Genomic DNA, 14,233 nt, shown 5'->3' with positions numbered 1-14,233 from the left:
AGGACGTCGGGTGGCCCGGCGATGATCGAGGCGCTGGCCGAGCAACTGGCGCCGCGCATGCAGGCTGCCTCGCAGTGGCCGCTTCAGGCAGTCCTGTACTTGCCCCGCCTGGGGCGGATCAACGCCAGTGTGCGACGTGAACAGGGCGCCTGGAATGTCGAGCTGGATGCGGAAGAGAAGGCGACGGTGCGCTGGCTCAGCGGTGTGCGGCAACAGTGTGAGGACCGGTTTGCGGCGACGCTGGGACAGCCGGTCAACCTGTTTCTGCCCAATGTCAGTTGCGCATGATCGTGCCACTGCTCGCATTGCCGTTGATCAAGGGCGACTCGGTCGCCGCTCGGCGTCGACTGGGGCGTGGCTTGTGCCTGCCGTTCCAAGTGGCAGGGCGCAACGGTCAGTTGCTGCTCGAACCTGGCCGCGCGCCCGCGGGTGGCGAAGCTCTTTGCTTCGAAACGGTGTGCGGCGTGCTGGCGCTCGCCGAAGCCGGGCCGTTGCTCAGCCTGCTGGGGGAATGTCCGGTGGTCTTGGCGCCGTCCGGCAACGACCCGGAGTCCTGGTTCTGGCCGCTGTTCCAGCTCCACTTGAGTCCGCAGGTGAAGGCCCTGCTGGGCTATGTGCGATTGCTGGAGAGTGCTCGACCCAAGGCGTTCGGCTGTCGAATCAGCGTGATCCTGGGGACAACCCGGGTCGAGGGGTATGTGTGGCTGGCCCCGGAGAGCTTTCTAGCGCTATGCGATGCCGGACCTTGGCGCGCCATCGCCAGGCCGATGCCAGCGTCGTTTCGGTTGGCGATTGCGGTGGTCCTTGGGCGTCTGCAGTTACCGATCGCGCAAGCACGCAACCTGCGTGTAGGCGATGTGCTGGTCTTTGAACAGGCCTGTTTTCTAGTCCAGGGCAGCGGCTACGTGCAGGCGGGTACACGGCGATTGCATGGGCGCATTGACGATGACAGCGGGCCGTTGTGCCTGACCCTTACTTCAATCGAGGACACGTCTATGGACGAAGATTTCATCGCCCCCCATTACGCCGGGCATGAAGAGGATGAACCCGTGATGGACGTATTCGGCCACGAACCGTTCGATGAGCTGAGCATGGCGCTGAACGTACGTTGTGGCACGTTGAACCTTACCCTGGGCGAATTGCGTAACCTTGCGCCTGGCGCGGTGCTCGGCATCGGCGGTTATGCGCCGGGCATGGCTGGCTTGTATTACGGCGACCGGCCGATTGGCCAGGGTCAATTGGTCGAAATAGACGGGCGCCTGGGGTTGCAGTTGTCCCGCGTGATGTTCGGTCGATGACATTCCAGGGGATCGATCCCCTCATCCTGGCGCTGTTTGTGGGAGCGTTGGCGTTGATGCCAATGCTGCTGATCATTTGCACATCGTTCTTGAAGATTGTCATCGTGCTGATGATCACCCGCAACGCTATCGGTGTGCAGCAGGTGCCGCCGAGCATGGCCGTCAATGGCATCGCGTTGGCCGCCACGCTGTTTATCATGGCACCGGTCGGTTACGAGATCGCCGAGGGCATCAAGGCCTCGCCCGTGGACACAAGCAGCGTGATCAATTTTTTGCAGACGGGACGTGAGGCTATCCAACCGTTGCGTGCATTCATGCTGCGCAACGTGGACCCGGATGTACTGACCCATCTGCTGGAAAATACCGCGCGCCTGTGGCCGGCGAAAATGGCACAGGAGGTCCAGCGCGAAGACTTGATCCTGCTGGTCCCGGCCTTTGTTCTGTCGCAACTGCAGGCGGGGTTCGAGATCGGCTTTCTGATCTACATCCCCTTCATTGTCATTGACCTGATTGTCTCCAACCTGCTGCTGGCACTGGGCATGCAAATGGTCTCGCCAATGACCATTTCCCTGCCGCTCAAACTGCTGTTGTTCGTGATGGTGTCCGGTTGGTCGCGCCTGCTCGACAGCTTGTTCCTCTCCTATCTCTGAGTGGCCTATGGAACCGATCGTGCTGTTCAAACAGGGCATGTTGCTGGTGGTGGTGCTGACGGCGCCGCCGCTGATGGTGGCGGTGGTGGTGGGGGTGCTGACGTCGTTGGTGCAGGCGCTGATGCAGATACAGGACCAGACTCTGCCCTTTGGTATCAAGTTGGTGGCGGTGGGTGTCACGCTGATCATGACCGGGCGCTGGATCGGCGTTGAGTTGATCCAGCTGATCAACCTGACCTTCGAAATGATCGGCCGCTCGGCCCTGAATTGAGGTATCGCCCGTGCTGCTGTATCTCGAGTTCTTGCCCAGCCTACTCATCGGCATGGCGCGTATTTATCCCTGTGGCATCTTAGTCGCGGCGTTCTGTTTTCAACATATACGTGGCAGGTTGCGGGTCACCATCGTGATGGTCATGGCACTGCTGCCCGCACCGGGTATTCATGCAGCGTTGGAGGGACATGACTACTCGGCGCTGATATTGGCTGCGCTGGTGCTCAAGGAAGTGGCCCTGGGATTATTGCTGGGGGTACTGCTGTCGATGCCGTTCTGGATGTTCGAGGGAGTGGGGGCGTTGCTGGATAACCAACGCGGCGCATTGGCCGGCGGTCAGCTCAATCCTTCACTGGGGCCGGATGCCACGCCGATGGGGCATCTGTTCAAGCAATTGGCGATTTTCCTGCTGATGACTACCTTGGGGTTGGGCGCGTTGACCCAGGTGATCTGGGACAGTTACCTGATCTGGCCTCCCACCGTCTGGTTCCCGCTGCCGGCAGAGAATGGGATGAGCCTGTTTATCGACTTGCTGGGCGATACCTTCACGCACATGCTGCTCTATGCCGCTCCTTTTATCGCGGTGTTGCTGTTGTTGGAGTTCGGCATCGCGTTGCTGGGGGTCTACAGTCAGCAATTGCAGGTCAGTACGCTGGCGCCACCGGTCAAAAGCCTCGCGGGTATCGGTATTCTGCTGCTCTACTTTGCGTTGCTGCAGGACTTGATCGTCGGACGCATGGGTTCGCTGGGTGACCTCAAACACGTGCTGGGACAGTTGATCAAGGTCGCGGTCCCATGAGTGATTCCGGCGAAAAAAAGCATCCGGCGTCAGCCAAGAAACTGCGTGACCAACGCAAGAAAGGCCAGGTCGCCCAAAGCCAGGATGTTGCAAAGCTGCTGGCATTGACAGCCATCAGTGAAATCGCCTTATTCACCGCTGAAACCAGCCTGCAACGCTTCCAGCAATTGATGTTGTTGCCGATATCACGTTTGAATCAGCCCTTCACGCGTGCACTGGAAGAGGTGCTGTTCGACGGGCTGGGAGTGTTCTTCTCCTTTGCTCTGTTGATGGTCGGGGTCGCGATTACCACCAAGCTGATCAGCAGTTGGATGCAGTTCGGGCTGCTGTTTGCGCCGGAGGCCCTGAAGATGGATTTCAATCGCCTCAATCCCGTCAGCCAGGTCAAGCAAATGTTCTCAGCCCAACAGTTGATGAACCTGTTGATGAGCGTGACGAAAGCCTTCCTTATCGGTTTGATTCTGTATGTGGTAATCCGGCCCTCGGTGGGCACGTTGATCAACCTGGCCACCAGTGACCTGCAGAGCTACATCGTGGCGTTGATCGCGCTGTTCCGTCATCTGCTGCATGTGTGCTTTGGCATGCTGCTGGTGCTGGCGCTGGTCGACCTGATCCTGTCCAAGCACTTTTTTGCCAAGCGCATGCGCATGACTCAAGTGGAGGTCGTCAAAGAGTACAAGGACATGGAGGGTGACCCTCATGTGAAGGGGCAGCGCCGTTCGTTGGCGTACCAGTTGGCCCAGGAAGAACCGAAGGTCAAGCTGCCCAAGCTGGAGGAGTCCGACATGCTGGTGGTCAACCCGACGCACTTTGCTGTCGCCTTGTATTACCGGCCGGGTAAGACACCGCTGCCGATGTTGGTGAGCAAAGGCACGGACGATGAAGCCCGCAAATTGATCCGCCGTGCCAAGGCGGCCGACGTGCCGGTAATCCAATGTGTATGGTTGGCTCGCACGCTTTACACGAAAAAATTGGGCGCGAGCATCCCTCGGGAAACCTTGCAGGCCGTGGCGCTGATTTACCGAACCTTGCGCGAGCTCGATGATGAGGCCAAGCGCGAAACCCTGGAGCTTCCCGAGCTTGAGCGGCGCTGATCACCTGTCCAAGGCTTGCAGAGTGGCCAGCGACAGCATCCGGCTGAGGATTCTGTCGAGAGCGTTGGCGGTTGCCGGCAGCGCGTGCCATATCACCAGGGCGTGCTGGGGATCGAGGTAGATAAAGCAGCCCTCGAACACCACCGCTTGTTCAAAGCGTCGCTCTAGCACTTGTTGCAATTGCCCAGCCTGCAGGGCCTCGCGCGCAATGCACAAGGCCACCCCAGGGCGCTGGCCAGCGTGCTGTGCGCAGACCTTGATACCGGGCGCCAGGGGCAGGTGAGCAGCAGCGCCACTCACCAGGTTGTCGAAAAATACCTGCCGTGGGGTGCCGGGCATATTCGGGGAACTCATCGTTCCAATGACACCGTCTGGTAGTCCGCCCGCTCACCGGAGGGGGCGGGCTCGACGCGCATCTGCGGCGGCCACCAGATCACCATCTTGTCCTTGCTCGATTGCGGGCGTGAGCACGAATCACCTTTGCACGTGGGCGTACAGCCGGTGAAGAGTATCGCTGCGCCAATCAGGATGACGCACAACAGTCGGTTTTTCATGGCGTGGCCTTCTGAGCTGGAGTGATCATGGAGGGGCGGGGCACGCTGAGGTGTTCATCTCTCACTACCGGGCGCATGGCGATGAATACTTCGGCTTCTTCACCCGGCTTGAGCCAGGCACGTGGCCACACGGTGACTGCCAGGGTCTGCGAGTTGCTGCATTCCTTTTCATCGATACGCACATTGCGTTTGAACTGGTTGCGCAACACCACCACCGCCACGTTGTATTCCGGGCCGGCGTACCACTGACTGCGGTCGGTGTTCAGCGCCAGCAAATCACGGGTGCTGCACAAGGTGTTCAGCGCCAGAGGCATCGGTGCCGCGCTGAAAGCCTTGGGGACTTCTCCACTGACCAAGCGCGCCAGCGTGGTGATGATGTCACTGCGTTTGATCACCGGCTGATGCGGTGAGTAGCGCCTGGCCAGTGGTGCGAGGGCGGCTTGCAACTCGGCCTGGTCGTCTTGTGGCAAGTAGCGCGATGGGTCGTCCTGGTCCCCGATGACGCGGGGTGTCAGGATAAACAAACGCTCACGGCGATTGTTGTGGCGTTCTGTCGAAGAGAACAGCGCCTTGCCCAGTAACGGAATATCCCCCAGCAGCGGGATTTTCTTTTGCTGGTCGGAACTGTCAGTGACATTAAAGCCGCCGACCACCAGCGAGCGCTTTTCCTGCATCACGGCCTGCGTGCTGACCTTGCCCCGGCGCACATCAGGGTGATTGGGGTCTCGGTCGGGATTGGTCTCGTCGAAATTACCGTCTTCTATATCGACCGCCAAATGGATCTGGTGAACACCACGTCCGGTCGTTACCCGAGGAACCACCTGAAGGCTGGTGCCTACGGTGACGGGCAGAATGGTTGCGTAATCTCTGCCGGGGGTGATGTATTGGGTACGGTTGAAGTCGATCACCGCTGGTTGGTTTTCCAGGGTGAGCACCGAGGGGTTCGAAACCATGGTAGCCAGCCCTTTGGCTTCCAGCGCGCGGATATCGGCGTAGAAACGGTCGCGGTTATCAATCGACAACTGTGAGGAGGTGCCGGGCGCCATGTTGACGCCACCGCGGAAGCGGCTGTTCTGGAAACCCCAGTTCACCCCGAATTCACGCAATTGCGTACGTTCGATATCGAGAATGATCGCATCGATTTCGATCAACTTGCGCGCGACGTCGAGCTGGGTGATCAATTCGCGGTACATGGTTTGGCGTTCCGGCAGATCATAGATCAGCACGGCGTTATTGCGTACGTCGGCTTCGACTCGGATTCGGCTCGTGGATACCGGGGCCCGTGAGGTCAATGCAGGCATGGGAGCCATTTGACCTGTGGTGCCATTGGCGTCGAGCATTTGGCTCAGCAACGGATTGCCCAGCCGCGGCACATTGGGCGTAAGCGGCGCTGGCTGGGAGGCCGGACGTTGGGTCAAGCCTGTGAGCGCAGACGGGGAACGCGGTTCCAAAAGGCCTCGCAAGATGTTGGCGACGCCGGGAACGACGAGCTTTTCGCCGCGGTAATCCACTTGGCGGTCCGCCGCATTGGCGAACTTCAACGGGTAACTCAGTACGCTCTGTTTTTCATCCGGTGACCGGCGTTGGCTGCTGAATTGCTTGATCTGTTCGATATAGCGCTTGGGGCCGGAGACGAGTACGACACCGTCTTCCGGTAACTCACCCCAACCGAAACGGCTATCGAGCAGTCCGATATCGGTCAGCGCCTGCTTGAGGTCGGAAATCGTCTCTGACGAGACCTCCAGGCGCGCGGACTCCTGCTGGTCCAGCGTGCTGATGAACAGCGTGTTGTTGTAGAGAAACCACTGAAAACGATGCTCAACCCCGAGTCTGTCCAACAGTGACTGTGGGGTATTCGCGCGAATCTTGCCGTTGACGTCGCCCTCCAGCAGGCCTTCGATTTGCAGTTGCGTGCCGAATGTCTGGGCGAAGTCTTCGAGTACTTCCCGCAGCGGTTTGTGGTCGGCCTCATAGGCGTAGGCGGTGTTTTTCCATTCGGGGGGTATCGCGGCAAGGGCGTTGTGCGCCGGGGACAGCAAACAGGCGAGCGCTACCAGACTTGACCAGTTGAAACGTCTGGATGAAGTTTCACGCGAGTTAATGCGCAAGTCGCTGCGCTTGCAGATCGTGTTATGCATAGGTGTTTCCCTGTTTAGTGCAACAACGAACGTAGCCAGGTAGGTTTGATTTGATGGATGGGTTTGTTCAGGCGCGCGACGGTGGCGCGCCAGGTATCGCGTTGGTTGAGCAGGCTCTCGATGCAGTGCAGCAGATGCTGTTCGTCGTGTGGGTTAGGCACGCAATGGATCAGCCAGAGGTCACCGCTGTCTGGTGACAGAGCGAGCGCACCTTGAAAGTGGGCCAGGCTGACGGCGCCCAGACGCATCCAGCTCACCAGCATTGATTCATTCCGGGAGTGTCGGGCCAGTTGAACGCTAAGCAGCAGGGTTCCCGAACAGTGACGCAGTACAACCGCTTCATCGTTCTCGAACAGCGTTAATTCCCCGGTGCCGTTCCTCAGGTATTCAGAAAACAGTTCTTTCAATTTACGGCACGCTATCCAGGCAGGACTTCAGTAGCATGTGCTTCACTCGGTTTTGCTCTTGGTAGACGTATTCGGAGGTGCGGTGTCGCTGTAAAAGATTGAAAAACAGCCCGATGTCTTCCTCCGAACCAGAGTTGTTTTCTGCTGCGTAGTTGTATTCCCTTTTAGTATGTCTGGCGTCGCTTAGAAGCCTGTCTTTGAAGCCGTCTAAATATTTCATAGAGGTATTCCATGAGGGGGTGTACCTCTTCTTGGTTTTTATTTCGAAATAGTTCCAGTTGTATTCAATTATTTTTAGGAAAGCGTCTGCCTGCTTCTATCGTGCGAAAGGGGGGGATCCTGTCTGACGAGAGCACTGATCAAGGCTGTCCAGTCAATACGAAAGTCGCCCTCTTCGGTATTCAATATGAGGTTTTGAGGTTCAATCGTATTTTCCGCGCGCAACGTCCAGCAATTACCGCTGTCACTGTCTAGGCATTGCCTGACTGTCTCAAGCTCATGTGGGTTGCATAAAAGCGTTGCCTTAATTGCAGGCACATGGCACGCCAGCAGTTGCCTGATCAGAGCCTTAATACGTTGGGGGGCGGGTGTTTCTTCAAGTAGAAGGGAGATAGCCTGGTTGGCAATTGAGGTTGCGTATTGCTCGAGGTTGTCACACAAGGTTTGGCGCTCGGCTTCCCAGCGTTTGAGCTGTGCATCGGCACGTTGCCATATTTCCAGACTCGCTTTTTCCAGAAGCTGCTCACGTTGTTCATTGGCCTCCTGTAGTAACTGTCTGGCTCCCGCTTTTGCCTGCTCAACCACATTGTCGGCTTGGGTGTAACTTGCCAGGGTTTCGCAGGAGAGAAGGCTCCCCGGGAGCGCACGTGTTCCGCCAGGCGAGTTGATGATGCGGCGACATAACATCGTTATTCTCCATGCTCCCATGAATCAACAGGATTGCGGGTGCCATCCATGGCGCCAATACGCCACACGACAGCATGCCAGAGCGTATCAAGGCGGCTGTGCGAACCCTTGAGCGCCAATGGCATTTGCTCTAGATCAAGTACACGTTGGCGAGGAAAGCGCAGGCGGATCCGCTGCCAGGTCGCCGGAGGAATCCAGGCGCGTAGCAATTGCAATGGGTCGTTATCAGGCTGCACGATATCAAGTGGCAGAGCCTTGGATAGGCTGTTACACCACAGGTGATGATGCTCATCCAATGCTGTCGCATAGGCCGGGCGGCAAATGCCCTCAATCAACCCAATCGCCAGATCAAGTTGCTCCGCAGAAGCAGTCGCCAGTTGAATTAATGCAGGGTCAGGCATCGGAGGTAGGCATGGAGCAATACCGAAATGTGTCCCCGTAGCCACCTGCCCGCTGCGATGGAGTTGTATAAGTGCCGCGTAGTTATCGATGCTTTTCCAGTCTTCATGCGCATATAACCAGGGGGCGGCCCACCATTGGGCCCAGGCGAGATTACTCATTGCTGGAATGAGCAGTCATGCTGGAAGACACTTCATGTGTTTGAGCGCGCACGTCAGGCGTCGGCATAACTCGTTGCTTTCGCTTTTGCCAGAACATACCTCCCGATACCATGAACACCACTGCGAGCAGCGAAACAGTCACACAGATTCTCCAGAAACCGAGGTCATCTTCGGGAACCAGGAACGGCCCGAAGTAAGCCAAACGCTGTTGCTCCAGATAAGCTGTCGCCGGCACGAACACGACGGTCAATTTCTGCGAGTTGTCGACCGCTGTGGCCATGCCCGGTAAGCTGCTAGCAACCATCCTGCGAACACGCGCCCTGATGTTGTCTGGGTCAAGCCTCGGATCATGTTTGATGAACACTGACGCAGAGGCAGGTTGCACAGGCTCTCCAGGCGCGACGCGCTCAGGCAATACCACATGGACCCGGGCGACGATAACGCCGTCAATATTCGATAGCGTTGTTTCAAGTTCTTGAGACAATGCATAGATATAGCGCGCTCTTTCTTCCAGTGGCGTTGAGATCACACCTTCTTTACGAAAGGTGTTACCCAGCGTAGTGCGTGCTGCCCGAGGGAGCCCTACGGCCTCCAGCGTTCGTACCGCACGCGCAATCTCGGTGGCGTTGACAACAACGATAACGCCATCTTTTGCCGGAACTTTAGTGGCGCGGATATGTTTGTCAGCCAGCTCCGCTACTACCTCGTTAGCCTCTTGCTCAGTTAGCTGACGATGAAGCTCGACCCGTTCACTACAGGCCTGCAGCAGGAGAGAGAGACATATAACCAATACAAACGGTAGCAGGTGATTCATTTTAACCTACTGAAGACTGCTGATTTTATCAATGCATTGTGCGGTTTTACCGACGGATTTTGACAGCATCTGCTGAAGTAGGAGCGCGTCGGAAAGTTGGCCCGGATATTTTCGAGCTTCATCCAGCTTATTCGGGCTGCTCAAGGCACGCAGGCTTCTAGTCATACGGTCCGTCACAGAACTTAGCTTGCCTGCTGCCTCGGAAAGTAAGTTTTGCGTAACGGTGCTACCCGTGGCGTGTTTCGAAAATGATGAAGCGGTTACGGCGGCGTTAAAAAAGTCAATATCCGTACTCAAGTCCGTTAATTTATGGTCTGTGAGGGACTCGGATAGAGAGTTGCGTTCAGTCTGCTTAATAATGCCTATCATAGTAGGATCCTGTAACGTCGAAACTAACGTTGAGGGGGCTTATCTCCGTGTTTGCTTAAAAAGCCTTCCCCGCCGGGGCCGCAGGAAGGCTTTTGTAAGTTGAAGCTATTAAACGTTGAGTTTGTCGGATGCTGCCTTGATACCCGAGGTATTTTGGTTTTCTGCACCCTTAAATGCGTTTTTTACACCATCTGCGCGTTTTTTTGCTTCTGCAGCTTCCAAGCCTTGGTCAGCATCTTGAGCAGACATTTGGCCACCGCCGTAGCCGCCCGAATAAGGTGAGTAGGATGATCCGCTAGGAATAGCCATAGTGTTCTCCGTAATTAATATGTGTAAGTGAAACAGCACGCCTTAAGAAAAAACTCTCCATCCGTAGTGCCGTTCCATCAATTATGTGGTTCAAGAAATGTATGCGTTCCACGCATCGCTGGAGGCTATGTTTCAATAAATGTATTGGCTTGTTTCCGGTGCGCTCAACCCAGTGACACTCCCAAGTGCTTTATGCGGTGATACAGGGTTCTTTTGGGAACGCCCAGTTCGGTTGCCGCACTGTCCACACAATGGCTATTTTGGCGCAGGCACTCTTCAATCAGCGATTTTTCCATCTGATGCATGCGCGCCTTCAGGCCCATCTCTATTTCCTGTCGGGTGATCACGGTTGCTGAAAGCGGAGGCAGGCCCAATACAAAGCGCTTCGCCGTAGATCGAAGCTCGCGGACATTGCCCTTCCAGGGGTGGCACAGCAACTGCTGCAACAATTGGCTATCGGGAGGGGGAGGGTAGGCGAGTTTGAAATGATCAGCTTCTTGCTGAATCATGTGGAGGAACATAGGGATGATTCGCGCTCGTCGATCCCGCAAGGCCGGAAGGTGGATGCTGACGACATTCAAGCGGAAGTAGAGATCACGTCTAAAAGTGCCTTGTTCGACCATCTCGTGCAAGACGCGTTGGGCAGATGCGATCACGCGCATATCCACCGGGATAAATCGGGTCGAGCCCAGACGCTCGACTCCACGGGATTCCAGCACGCGTAACAGCTTGGCTTGTAGCGTCAGTGGCATGCTATCGATTTCATCGAGGTATAAGGTGCCCAGATGGGCTGCTTCAACGAATCCAGCCCGGGACTGCATGGCCCCCGTATAGGCGCCGCTGTTTACGCCGAACAGCTGGCTCTCGGCAAGACTTTCCGGAATGGCGGCGCAGTTGACGGCAACGAAGTTTCCCTTACGCTGGGATAGGTAATGAATATGTTGTGCCAACGTATCTTTACCCGTCCCTGTTTCTCCCAATAGCAGAATATCTATATCCAAAGCGGCTGTGTTGTTTATAGTCGTTTCGATGCTCGGGCAATCAGAGAAAGTTATATCTTCTATAAGACTATTCTGATTAAGCGTCGACATATTATTTTGCTCCAGTGCGGTGGCCGCATGATGAGGGCTATCTCCATATGAACGCAGTTAAACAGGATTTTTTTATGTTGTCATGAACTGGCCAGAGCGATGGATGACGTGAAAGTTATACGTTTCAGCGAATAAAAAAGTTTCAAGTCTTGATGGGCGAGTTTCGCCATTTCAGGTGTAGGGAAAGTCTTAACGTTGCAAGAAAATATTCTAAAGAGGTGTTTTTGCAATGAGGCTTTTTATCGGGTGTCTTGCGTTTCGCTTTTAAAATTTATGAGCAAATGTATCACGTCATGACGTTTTTAATTTTTTCGTTAGCGAAATTCAAACGCCCACAAAAAAGCCGATGCAATGCATCGGCTTTTTATTCGCGGTATAAACCGCAGGTAACGCTTACACGTTGAAGCGGAAGTGCATCACATCGCCATCTTTTACGATGTATTCCTTGCCTTCCAAGCGCCACTTGCCCGCTTCCTTGGCACCGGCTTCACCCTTGAACTGAATGAAGTCGTTGTAGGCGATTACCTCGGCACGGATAAAACCTTTTTCGAAGTCGGTATGGATCACACCGGCAGCCTGCGGTGCGGTAGCACCGACCTTGACGGTCCAGGCGCGAACTTCTTCGACACCGGCGGTGAAGTAGGTCTGCAGGTTGAGCATCTCGTAGCCGGCGCGGATTACGCGGTTCAGGCCAGGCTCTTCCAGGCCCAGGGCCTCAAGGAACATGTCTTTTTCTTCGCCGTCGTCGAGTTCGGCTATTTCTGCTTCGATCTTGTTGCACACCGGAACAACGATGGCGCCTTCTTCGTCGGCAATGGCCTTGACCACATCAAGCAGTGGGTTGTTCTCGAAGCCATCTTCGGCGACGTTGGCAATGTACATCACTGGCTTGGTGGTCAGCAGGTGGAAGCCTTTGATTACGGCCTTCTCGTCAGCGCCCATGGTCTTCATCAGGCTGCGTGCCGGCTTGCCCAGGGTGAAGTGCGCGATCAACTGCTCCAGCAGGCCTTTCTGGACTACGGCGTCCTTGTCACCACCCTTGGCGTTGCGCGCGACTTTCTGCAGTTGCTTCTCGCAGCTGTCGAGGTCGGCAAAGATCAGTTCCAGGTCGATGATCTCGATGTCGCGTTTCGGGTCGACGCTGTTGGAGACGTGAATCACGTTCTCGTCTTCAAAGCAGCGGACCACGTGGGCGATGGCATCGGTTTCACGGATGTTGGCCAGGAACTTGTTGCCCAGGCCTTCACCTTTCGACGCGCCTGCGACCAGGCCGGCGATGTCGACGAATTCCATGGTGGTCGGCAGGATGCGCTTTGGATTGACGATGGCCGCCAGGGCGTCCAGGCGTGGATCCGGCATCGGCACGATACCGCTGTTGGGCTCGATGGTGCAGAAGGGGAAGTTCTCCGCTGCAATACCGGACTTGGTCAGGGCGTTGAACAGGGTGGATTTGCCGACGTTGGGCAGGCCGACGATGCCGCAATTGAATCCCATGGTGTTTCCCCTCGGTAAGAGTCAGGCCTTCTGGCTGTGCAGGTTTTTCATCGCGCGGTTCCATTCACCGGCGAAGATATCCGGCAGCACGCCGAGGGCAAAGTCGATGCTGGCATCGAGTTTTTCCTGTTCGGCGCGTGGCGCACGACCCAGGACGAAATTTGAAACCATACTGGCAACGCCTGGGTGGCCAATGCCGAGCCGCAGGCGGTAGAAATTATTCTGATTACCCAGCTGCGCGATGATGTCGCGCAGGCCGTTGTGCCCGCCGTGCCCACCGCCGAGCTTGAGCTTGGCGACACCGGGCGGCAGGTCCAATTCGTCATGGGCCACCAGGATTTCCTCGGGTTTGATCCGGAAGAACCCCGCAAGCGCCGCGACAGCCTGGCCGCTGCGGTTCATGTAGGTGGTGGGAATCAGCAGACGAACATCCTGACCCTGGTGCGAGAAGCGCCCGGTCAGGCCAAAATATTTGCGATCGGCCACCAGGTTCACACCTTGGGCGTGGGCGATGCGCTCAACAAAAAGGGCCCCCGCGTTATGCCGGGTCTGTTCGTATTCGGCGCCTGGATTTCCCAGGCCAACGATCAGTTTAATGGCAGTCACGACAGGGGCCCTTCCTTTGGAGTTGTGGATAACATCGCCGCAACCTGTGTGCGGCGAAAGTGGACGACAGAAGCTATTTACTCAAGAGTAAACGCCGCGTTATCGCCCGCTTTCTCGCTACGTTTCGGTCCGCGATGTTTCCTCAAGCTCCGGCAATACAGAGTGAATTACTCTGCAGCGCCTTCTTCAGCTTCTGGAGCAACGCGTGGAGCGTGAACGTTGGCAACAGCTTTGTCATCACCGTGAGCCAGTGCGACAAACTCAACGCCTTTAGGGGCTTTGAGGTCGGACAGGTGAACGATTGCGCCGACTTCCAGAGCCGACAGGTCGACTTCGATGAACTCAGGCAGGTCTTTCGGCAGGCAGGTCACTTCGATTTCGTTCAGGACGTGCGAGATCTCGCCGCCTTTCTTGACCGGAGCTTCTTCGCCAACAAAGTGCACAGGCACGATAGCGGTCAGTTTCTGGCCAGCTACAACGCGAACGAAGTCAGCGTGCATGATGAACTGCTTGGACGGGTGACGCTGCATCGCTTTAACGATGACGTTCTGCTTGGCGCCGTCGACGTTCAGTTCGATAACGTGGCTGTAGGCAGCTTCGTTTTCGAACAGCTTGGCGATTTCCTTGGCCAGGATGGTCACGGATTCAGCAGGCTTGTTGCCACCGTATACAACGGCTGGGATGTTGGCGGCGTGACGCAGGCGGCGGCTCGCACCTTTCCCCAGGTCAGTACGCGCTTGAGCGTTCAGAGTAAAGTCAGTCATTTTGTATCTCCAAAATAGCCATCATCGAGGGGCGTTTGCGACCAGCGCCGTACTCGACATGGGCAAAAAAGCCCCGCCCCAACAGAATGTCAGGGCGGGGCGCTTTTCG

20 protein-coding genes are annotated in these 14,233 nt (G+C 56.4%); 6 read left to right on the top strand and 14 right to left on the bottom strand.

Annotated elements, in window-relative coordinates:
• The first annotated feature begins 21 nt into the window (after positions 1-21).
• The 6 genes from AB4O08_RS08980 to sctU are packed head-to-tail and all read left to right on the top strand — an operon-like array spanning position 22 to position 4,112.
• On the top strand, positions 22-288 hold the full coding sequence (locus AB4O08_RS08980; RefSeq protein WP_042571038.1) for a type III secretion system HrpP C-terminal domain-containing protein: 267 nt from the start codon (positions 22-24) through the stop codon (positions 286-288).
• A complete protein-coding gene (locus tag AB4O08_RS08975) occupies positions 285-1,298 on the top strand; it encodes a FliM/FliN family flagellar motor switch protein (RefSeq protein WP_010213342.1) in 1,014 nt (337 codons plus the stop codon). The genes AB4O08_RS08980 and AB4O08_RS08975 overlap by 4 nt, the downstream gene beginning before the upstream one ends.
• The gene (gene sctR, locus AB4O08_RS08970; protein ID WP_010213341.1) at positions 1,295-1,948 is read left to right on the top strand and encodes a type III secretion system export apparatus subunit SctR; all 654 of its coding nucleotides are present in this window, start codon (positions 1,295-1,297) and stop codon (positions 1,946-1,948) included. The genes AB4O08_RS08975 and sctR overlap by 4 nt, the downstream gene beginning before the upstream one ends.
• Before the next feature lie 7 nt (positions 1,949-1,955).
• Entirely contained in the window at positions 1,956-2,219 is a 264-nt protein-coding gene (gene sctS, locus AB4O08_RS08965) for a type III secretion system export apparatus subunit SctS (RefSeq protein ID WP_010213339.1), read from the top strand.
• A 10-nt stretch (positions 2,220-2,229) separates the two neighbouring features.
• Positions 2,230-3,018, top strand: a complete 789-nt coding sequence (gene sctT / locus AB4O08_RS08960; protein ID WP_010213336.1) for a type III secretion system export apparatus subunit SctT — start codon at positions 2,230-2,232, stop codon at positions 3,016-3,018.
• Positions 3,015-4,112, top strand: a complete 1,098-nt coding sequence (sctU, locus tag AB4O08_RS08955) for a type III secretion system export apparatus subunit SctU (protein WP_042571039.1) — start codon at positions 3,015-3,017, stop codon at positions 4,110-4,112. Before sctT ends, sctU begins: the two co-directional genes overlap by 4 nt.
• Here sctU and AB4O08_RS08950 read toward each other — a convergent pair whose 3' ends face one another.
• The 14 genes from AB4O08_RS08950 to AB4O08_RS08885 all read right to left on the bottom strand — a co-directional run bounded on the left by AB4O08_RS08950 (position 4,113) and on the right by AB4O08_RS08885 (position 14,124).
• Positions 4,113-4,451 carry a transcriptional regulator gene (locus AB4O08_RS08950; RefSeq protein WP_413469068.1) on the bottom strand — a complete coding sequence of 113 codons (339 nt, stop codon included), beginning with the start codon at positions 4,449-4,451 and terminating at the stop codon, positions 4,113-4,115.
• Between the two features lie 11 nt (positions 4,452-4,462).
• Positions 4,463-4,666, bottom strand: coding sequence for an HrpT family type III secretion system protein (gene hrpT / locus AB4O08_RS08945; protein WP_010213331.1), 204 nt, complete (start codon positions 4,664-4,666; stop codon positions 4,463-4,465).
• Positions 4,663-6,804 (bottom strand): type III secretion system outer membrane ring subunit SctC, encoded by a 2,142-nt coding sequence (gene sctC / locus AB4O08_RS08940; RefSeq protein ID WP_460114806.1) that lies wholly within the window; start codon positions 6,802-6,804, stop codon positions 4,663-4,665. Before sctC ends, hrpT begins: the two co-directional genes overlap by 4 nt.
• Positions 6,805-6,818: 14 nt before the next feature.
• Positions 6,819-7,211, bottom strand: coding sequence for a type III secretion system chaperone family protein (locus AB4O08_RS08935; RefSeq protein ID WP_031290788.1), 393 nt, complete (start codon positions 7,209-7,211; stop codon positions 6,819-6,821).
• 1 nt (position 7,212) lies between these two features.
• On the bottom strand, positions 7,213-7,431 hold the full coding sequence (locus AB4O08_RS08930; RefSeq protein ID WP_010213328.1) for a hypothetical protein: 219 nt from the start codon (positions 7,429-7,431) through the stop codon (positions 7,213-7,215).
• 74 nt (positions 7,432-7,505) lie between these two features.
• On the bottom strand, positions 7,506-8,117 hold the full coding sequence (gene sctL / locus AB4O08_RS08925) for a type III secretion system stator protein SctL (RefSeq protein ID WP_460114805.1): 612 nt from the start codon (positions 8,115-8,117) through the stop codon (positions 7,506-7,508).
• A gap of 2 nt (positions 8,118-8,119) precedes the next feature.
• On the bottom strand, positions 8,120-8,677 hold the full coding sequence (locus tag AB4O08_RS08920) for a type III secretion protein (RefSeq protein WP_460114804.1): 558 nt from the start codon (positions 8,675-8,677) through the stop codon (positions 8,120-8,122).
• A complete protein-coding gene (sctJ, locus tag AB4O08_RS08915) occupies positions 8,670-9,491 on the bottom strand; it encodes a type III secretion system inner membrane ring lipoprotein SctJ (RefSeq protein WP_137205937.1) in 822 nt (273 codons plus the stop codon). The genes AB4O08_RS08920 and sctJ overlap by 8 nt, the downstream gene beginning before the upstream one ends.
• 6 nt (positions 9,492-9,497) lie before the next feature.
• Positions 9,498-9,860 (bottom strand): hypothetical protein, encoded by a 363-nt coding sequence (locus AB4O08_RS08910; RefSeq protein WP_021491935.1) that lies wholly within the window; start codon positions 9,858-9,860, stop codon positions 9,498-9,500.
• Between the two features lie 108 nt (positions 9,861-9,968).
• The gene (locus tag AB4O08_RS08905; RefSeq protein WP_137205936.1) at positions 9,969-10,169 is read right to left on the bottom strand and encodes a hypothetical protein; all 201 of its coding nucleotides are present in this window, start codon (positions 10,167-10,169) and stop codon (positions 9,969-9,971) included.
• 164 nt (positions 10,170-10,333) lie between these two features.
• Positions 10,334-11,260, bottom strand: a complete 927-nt coding sequence (locus AB4O08_RS08900; protein WP_047543656.1) for a sigma 54-interacting transcriptional regulator — start codon at positions 11,258-11,260, stop codon at positions 10,334-10,336.
• A 393-nt stretch (positions 11,261-11,653) separates the two neighbouring features.
• Positions 11,654-12,754: a redox-regulated ATPase YchF gene (ychF, locus tag AB4O08_RS08895; RefSeq protein ID WP_010213320.1), complete on the bottom strand. Its 1,101-nt coding sequence runs from the start codon at positions 12,752-12,754 to the stop codon at positions 11,654-11,656.
• 21 nt (positions 12,755-12,775) lie between these two features.
• A complete protein-coding gene (gene pth / locus AB4O08_RS08890; RefSeq protein WP_010213318.1) occupies positions 12,776-13,360 on the bottom strand; it encodes an aminoacyl-tRNA hydrolase in 585 nt (194 codons plus the stop codon).
• 167 nt (positions 13,361-13,527) lie between these two features.
• Positions 13,528-14,124: a 50S ribosomal protein L25/general stress protein Ctc gene (locus AB4O08_RS08885; RefSeq protein WP_010213317.1), complete on the bottom strand. Its 597-nt coding sequence runs from the start codon at positions 14,122-14,124 to the stop codon at positions 13,528-13,530.
• Between the last annotated feature and the right edge of the window lie 109 nt (positions 14,125-14,233).

The sequence above is a fragment of the Pseudomonas sp. H3_E07 genome (assembly GCF_054668895.1).
The sequence above is the reverse complement of the archived record's forward strand: the minus strand, read 5'-3'. Positions and strand labels throughout refer to the sequence as shown.

Coding starts and splice junctions, on each gene's coding strand:
- AB4O08_RS08920 (WP_460114804.1), bottom strand. CDS start 8,677: ATGAGTAATCTCGCCTGGGCCCAATGGTGGGCCGCCCCCTGGTTATAT.
- ychF (WP_010213320.1), bottom strand. CDS start 12,754: ATGGGATTCAATTGCGGCATCGTCGGCCTGCCCAACGTCGGCAAATCC.
- AB4O08_RS08930 (WP_010213328.1), bottom strand. CDS start 7,431: ATGAAATATTTAGACGGCTTCAAAGACAGGCTTCTAAGCGACGCCAGA.
- AB4O08_RS08980 (WP_042571038.1), top strand. CDS start 22: ATGATCGAGGCGCTGGCCGAGCAACTGGCGCCGCGCATGCAGGCTGCC.
- sctR (WP_010213341.1), top strand. CDS start 1,295: ATGACATTCCAGGGGATCGATCCCCTCATCCTGGCGCTGTTTGTGGGA.
- sctU (WP_042571039.1), top strand. CDS start 3,015: ATGAGTGATTCCGGCGAAAAAAAGCATCCGGCGTCAGCCAAGAAACTG.
- AB4O08_RS08885 (WP_010213317.1), bottom strand. CDS start 14,124: ATGACTGACTTTACTCTGAACGCTCAAGCGCGTACTGACCTGGGGAAA.
- AB4O08_RS08975 (WP_010213342.1), top strand. CDS start 285: ATGATCGTGCCACTGCTCGCATTGCCGTTGATCAAGGGCGACTCGGTC.
- sctS (WP_010213339.1), top strand. CDS start 1,956: ATGGAACCGATCGTGCTGTTCAAACAGGGCATGTTGCTGGTGGTGGTG.
- sctC (WP_460114806.1), bottom strand. CDS start 6,804: ATGCATAACACGATCTGCAAGCGCAGCGACTTGCGCATTAACTCGCGT.
- AB4O08_RS08900 (WP_047543656.1), bottom strand. CDS start 11,260: ATGTCGACGCTTAATCAGAATAGTCTTATAGAAGATATAACTTTCTCT.
- sctJ (WP_137205937.1), bottom strand. CDS start 9,491: ATGAATCACCTGCTACCGTTTGTATTGGTTATATGTCTCTCTCTCCTG.
- AB4O08_RS08905 (WP_137205936.1), bottom strand. CDS start 10,169: ATGGCTATTCCTAGCGGATCATCCTACTCACCTTATTCGGGCGGCTAC.
- AB4O08_RS08950 (WP_413469068.1), bottom strand. CDS start 4,451: ATGCCCGGCACCCCACGGCAGGTATTTTTCGACAACCTGGTGAGTGGC.
- AB4O08_RS08910 (WP_021491935.1), bottom strand. CDS start 9,860: ATGATAGGCATTATTAAGCAGACTGAACGCAACTCTCTATCCGAGTCC.
- hrpT (WP_010213331.1), bottom strand. CDS start 4,666: ATGAAAAACCGACTGTTGTGCGTCATCCTGATTGGCGCAGCGATACTC.
- sctL (WP_460114805.1), bottom strand. CDS start 8,117: ATGTTATGTCGCCGCATCATCAACTCGCCTGGCGGAACACGTGCGCTC.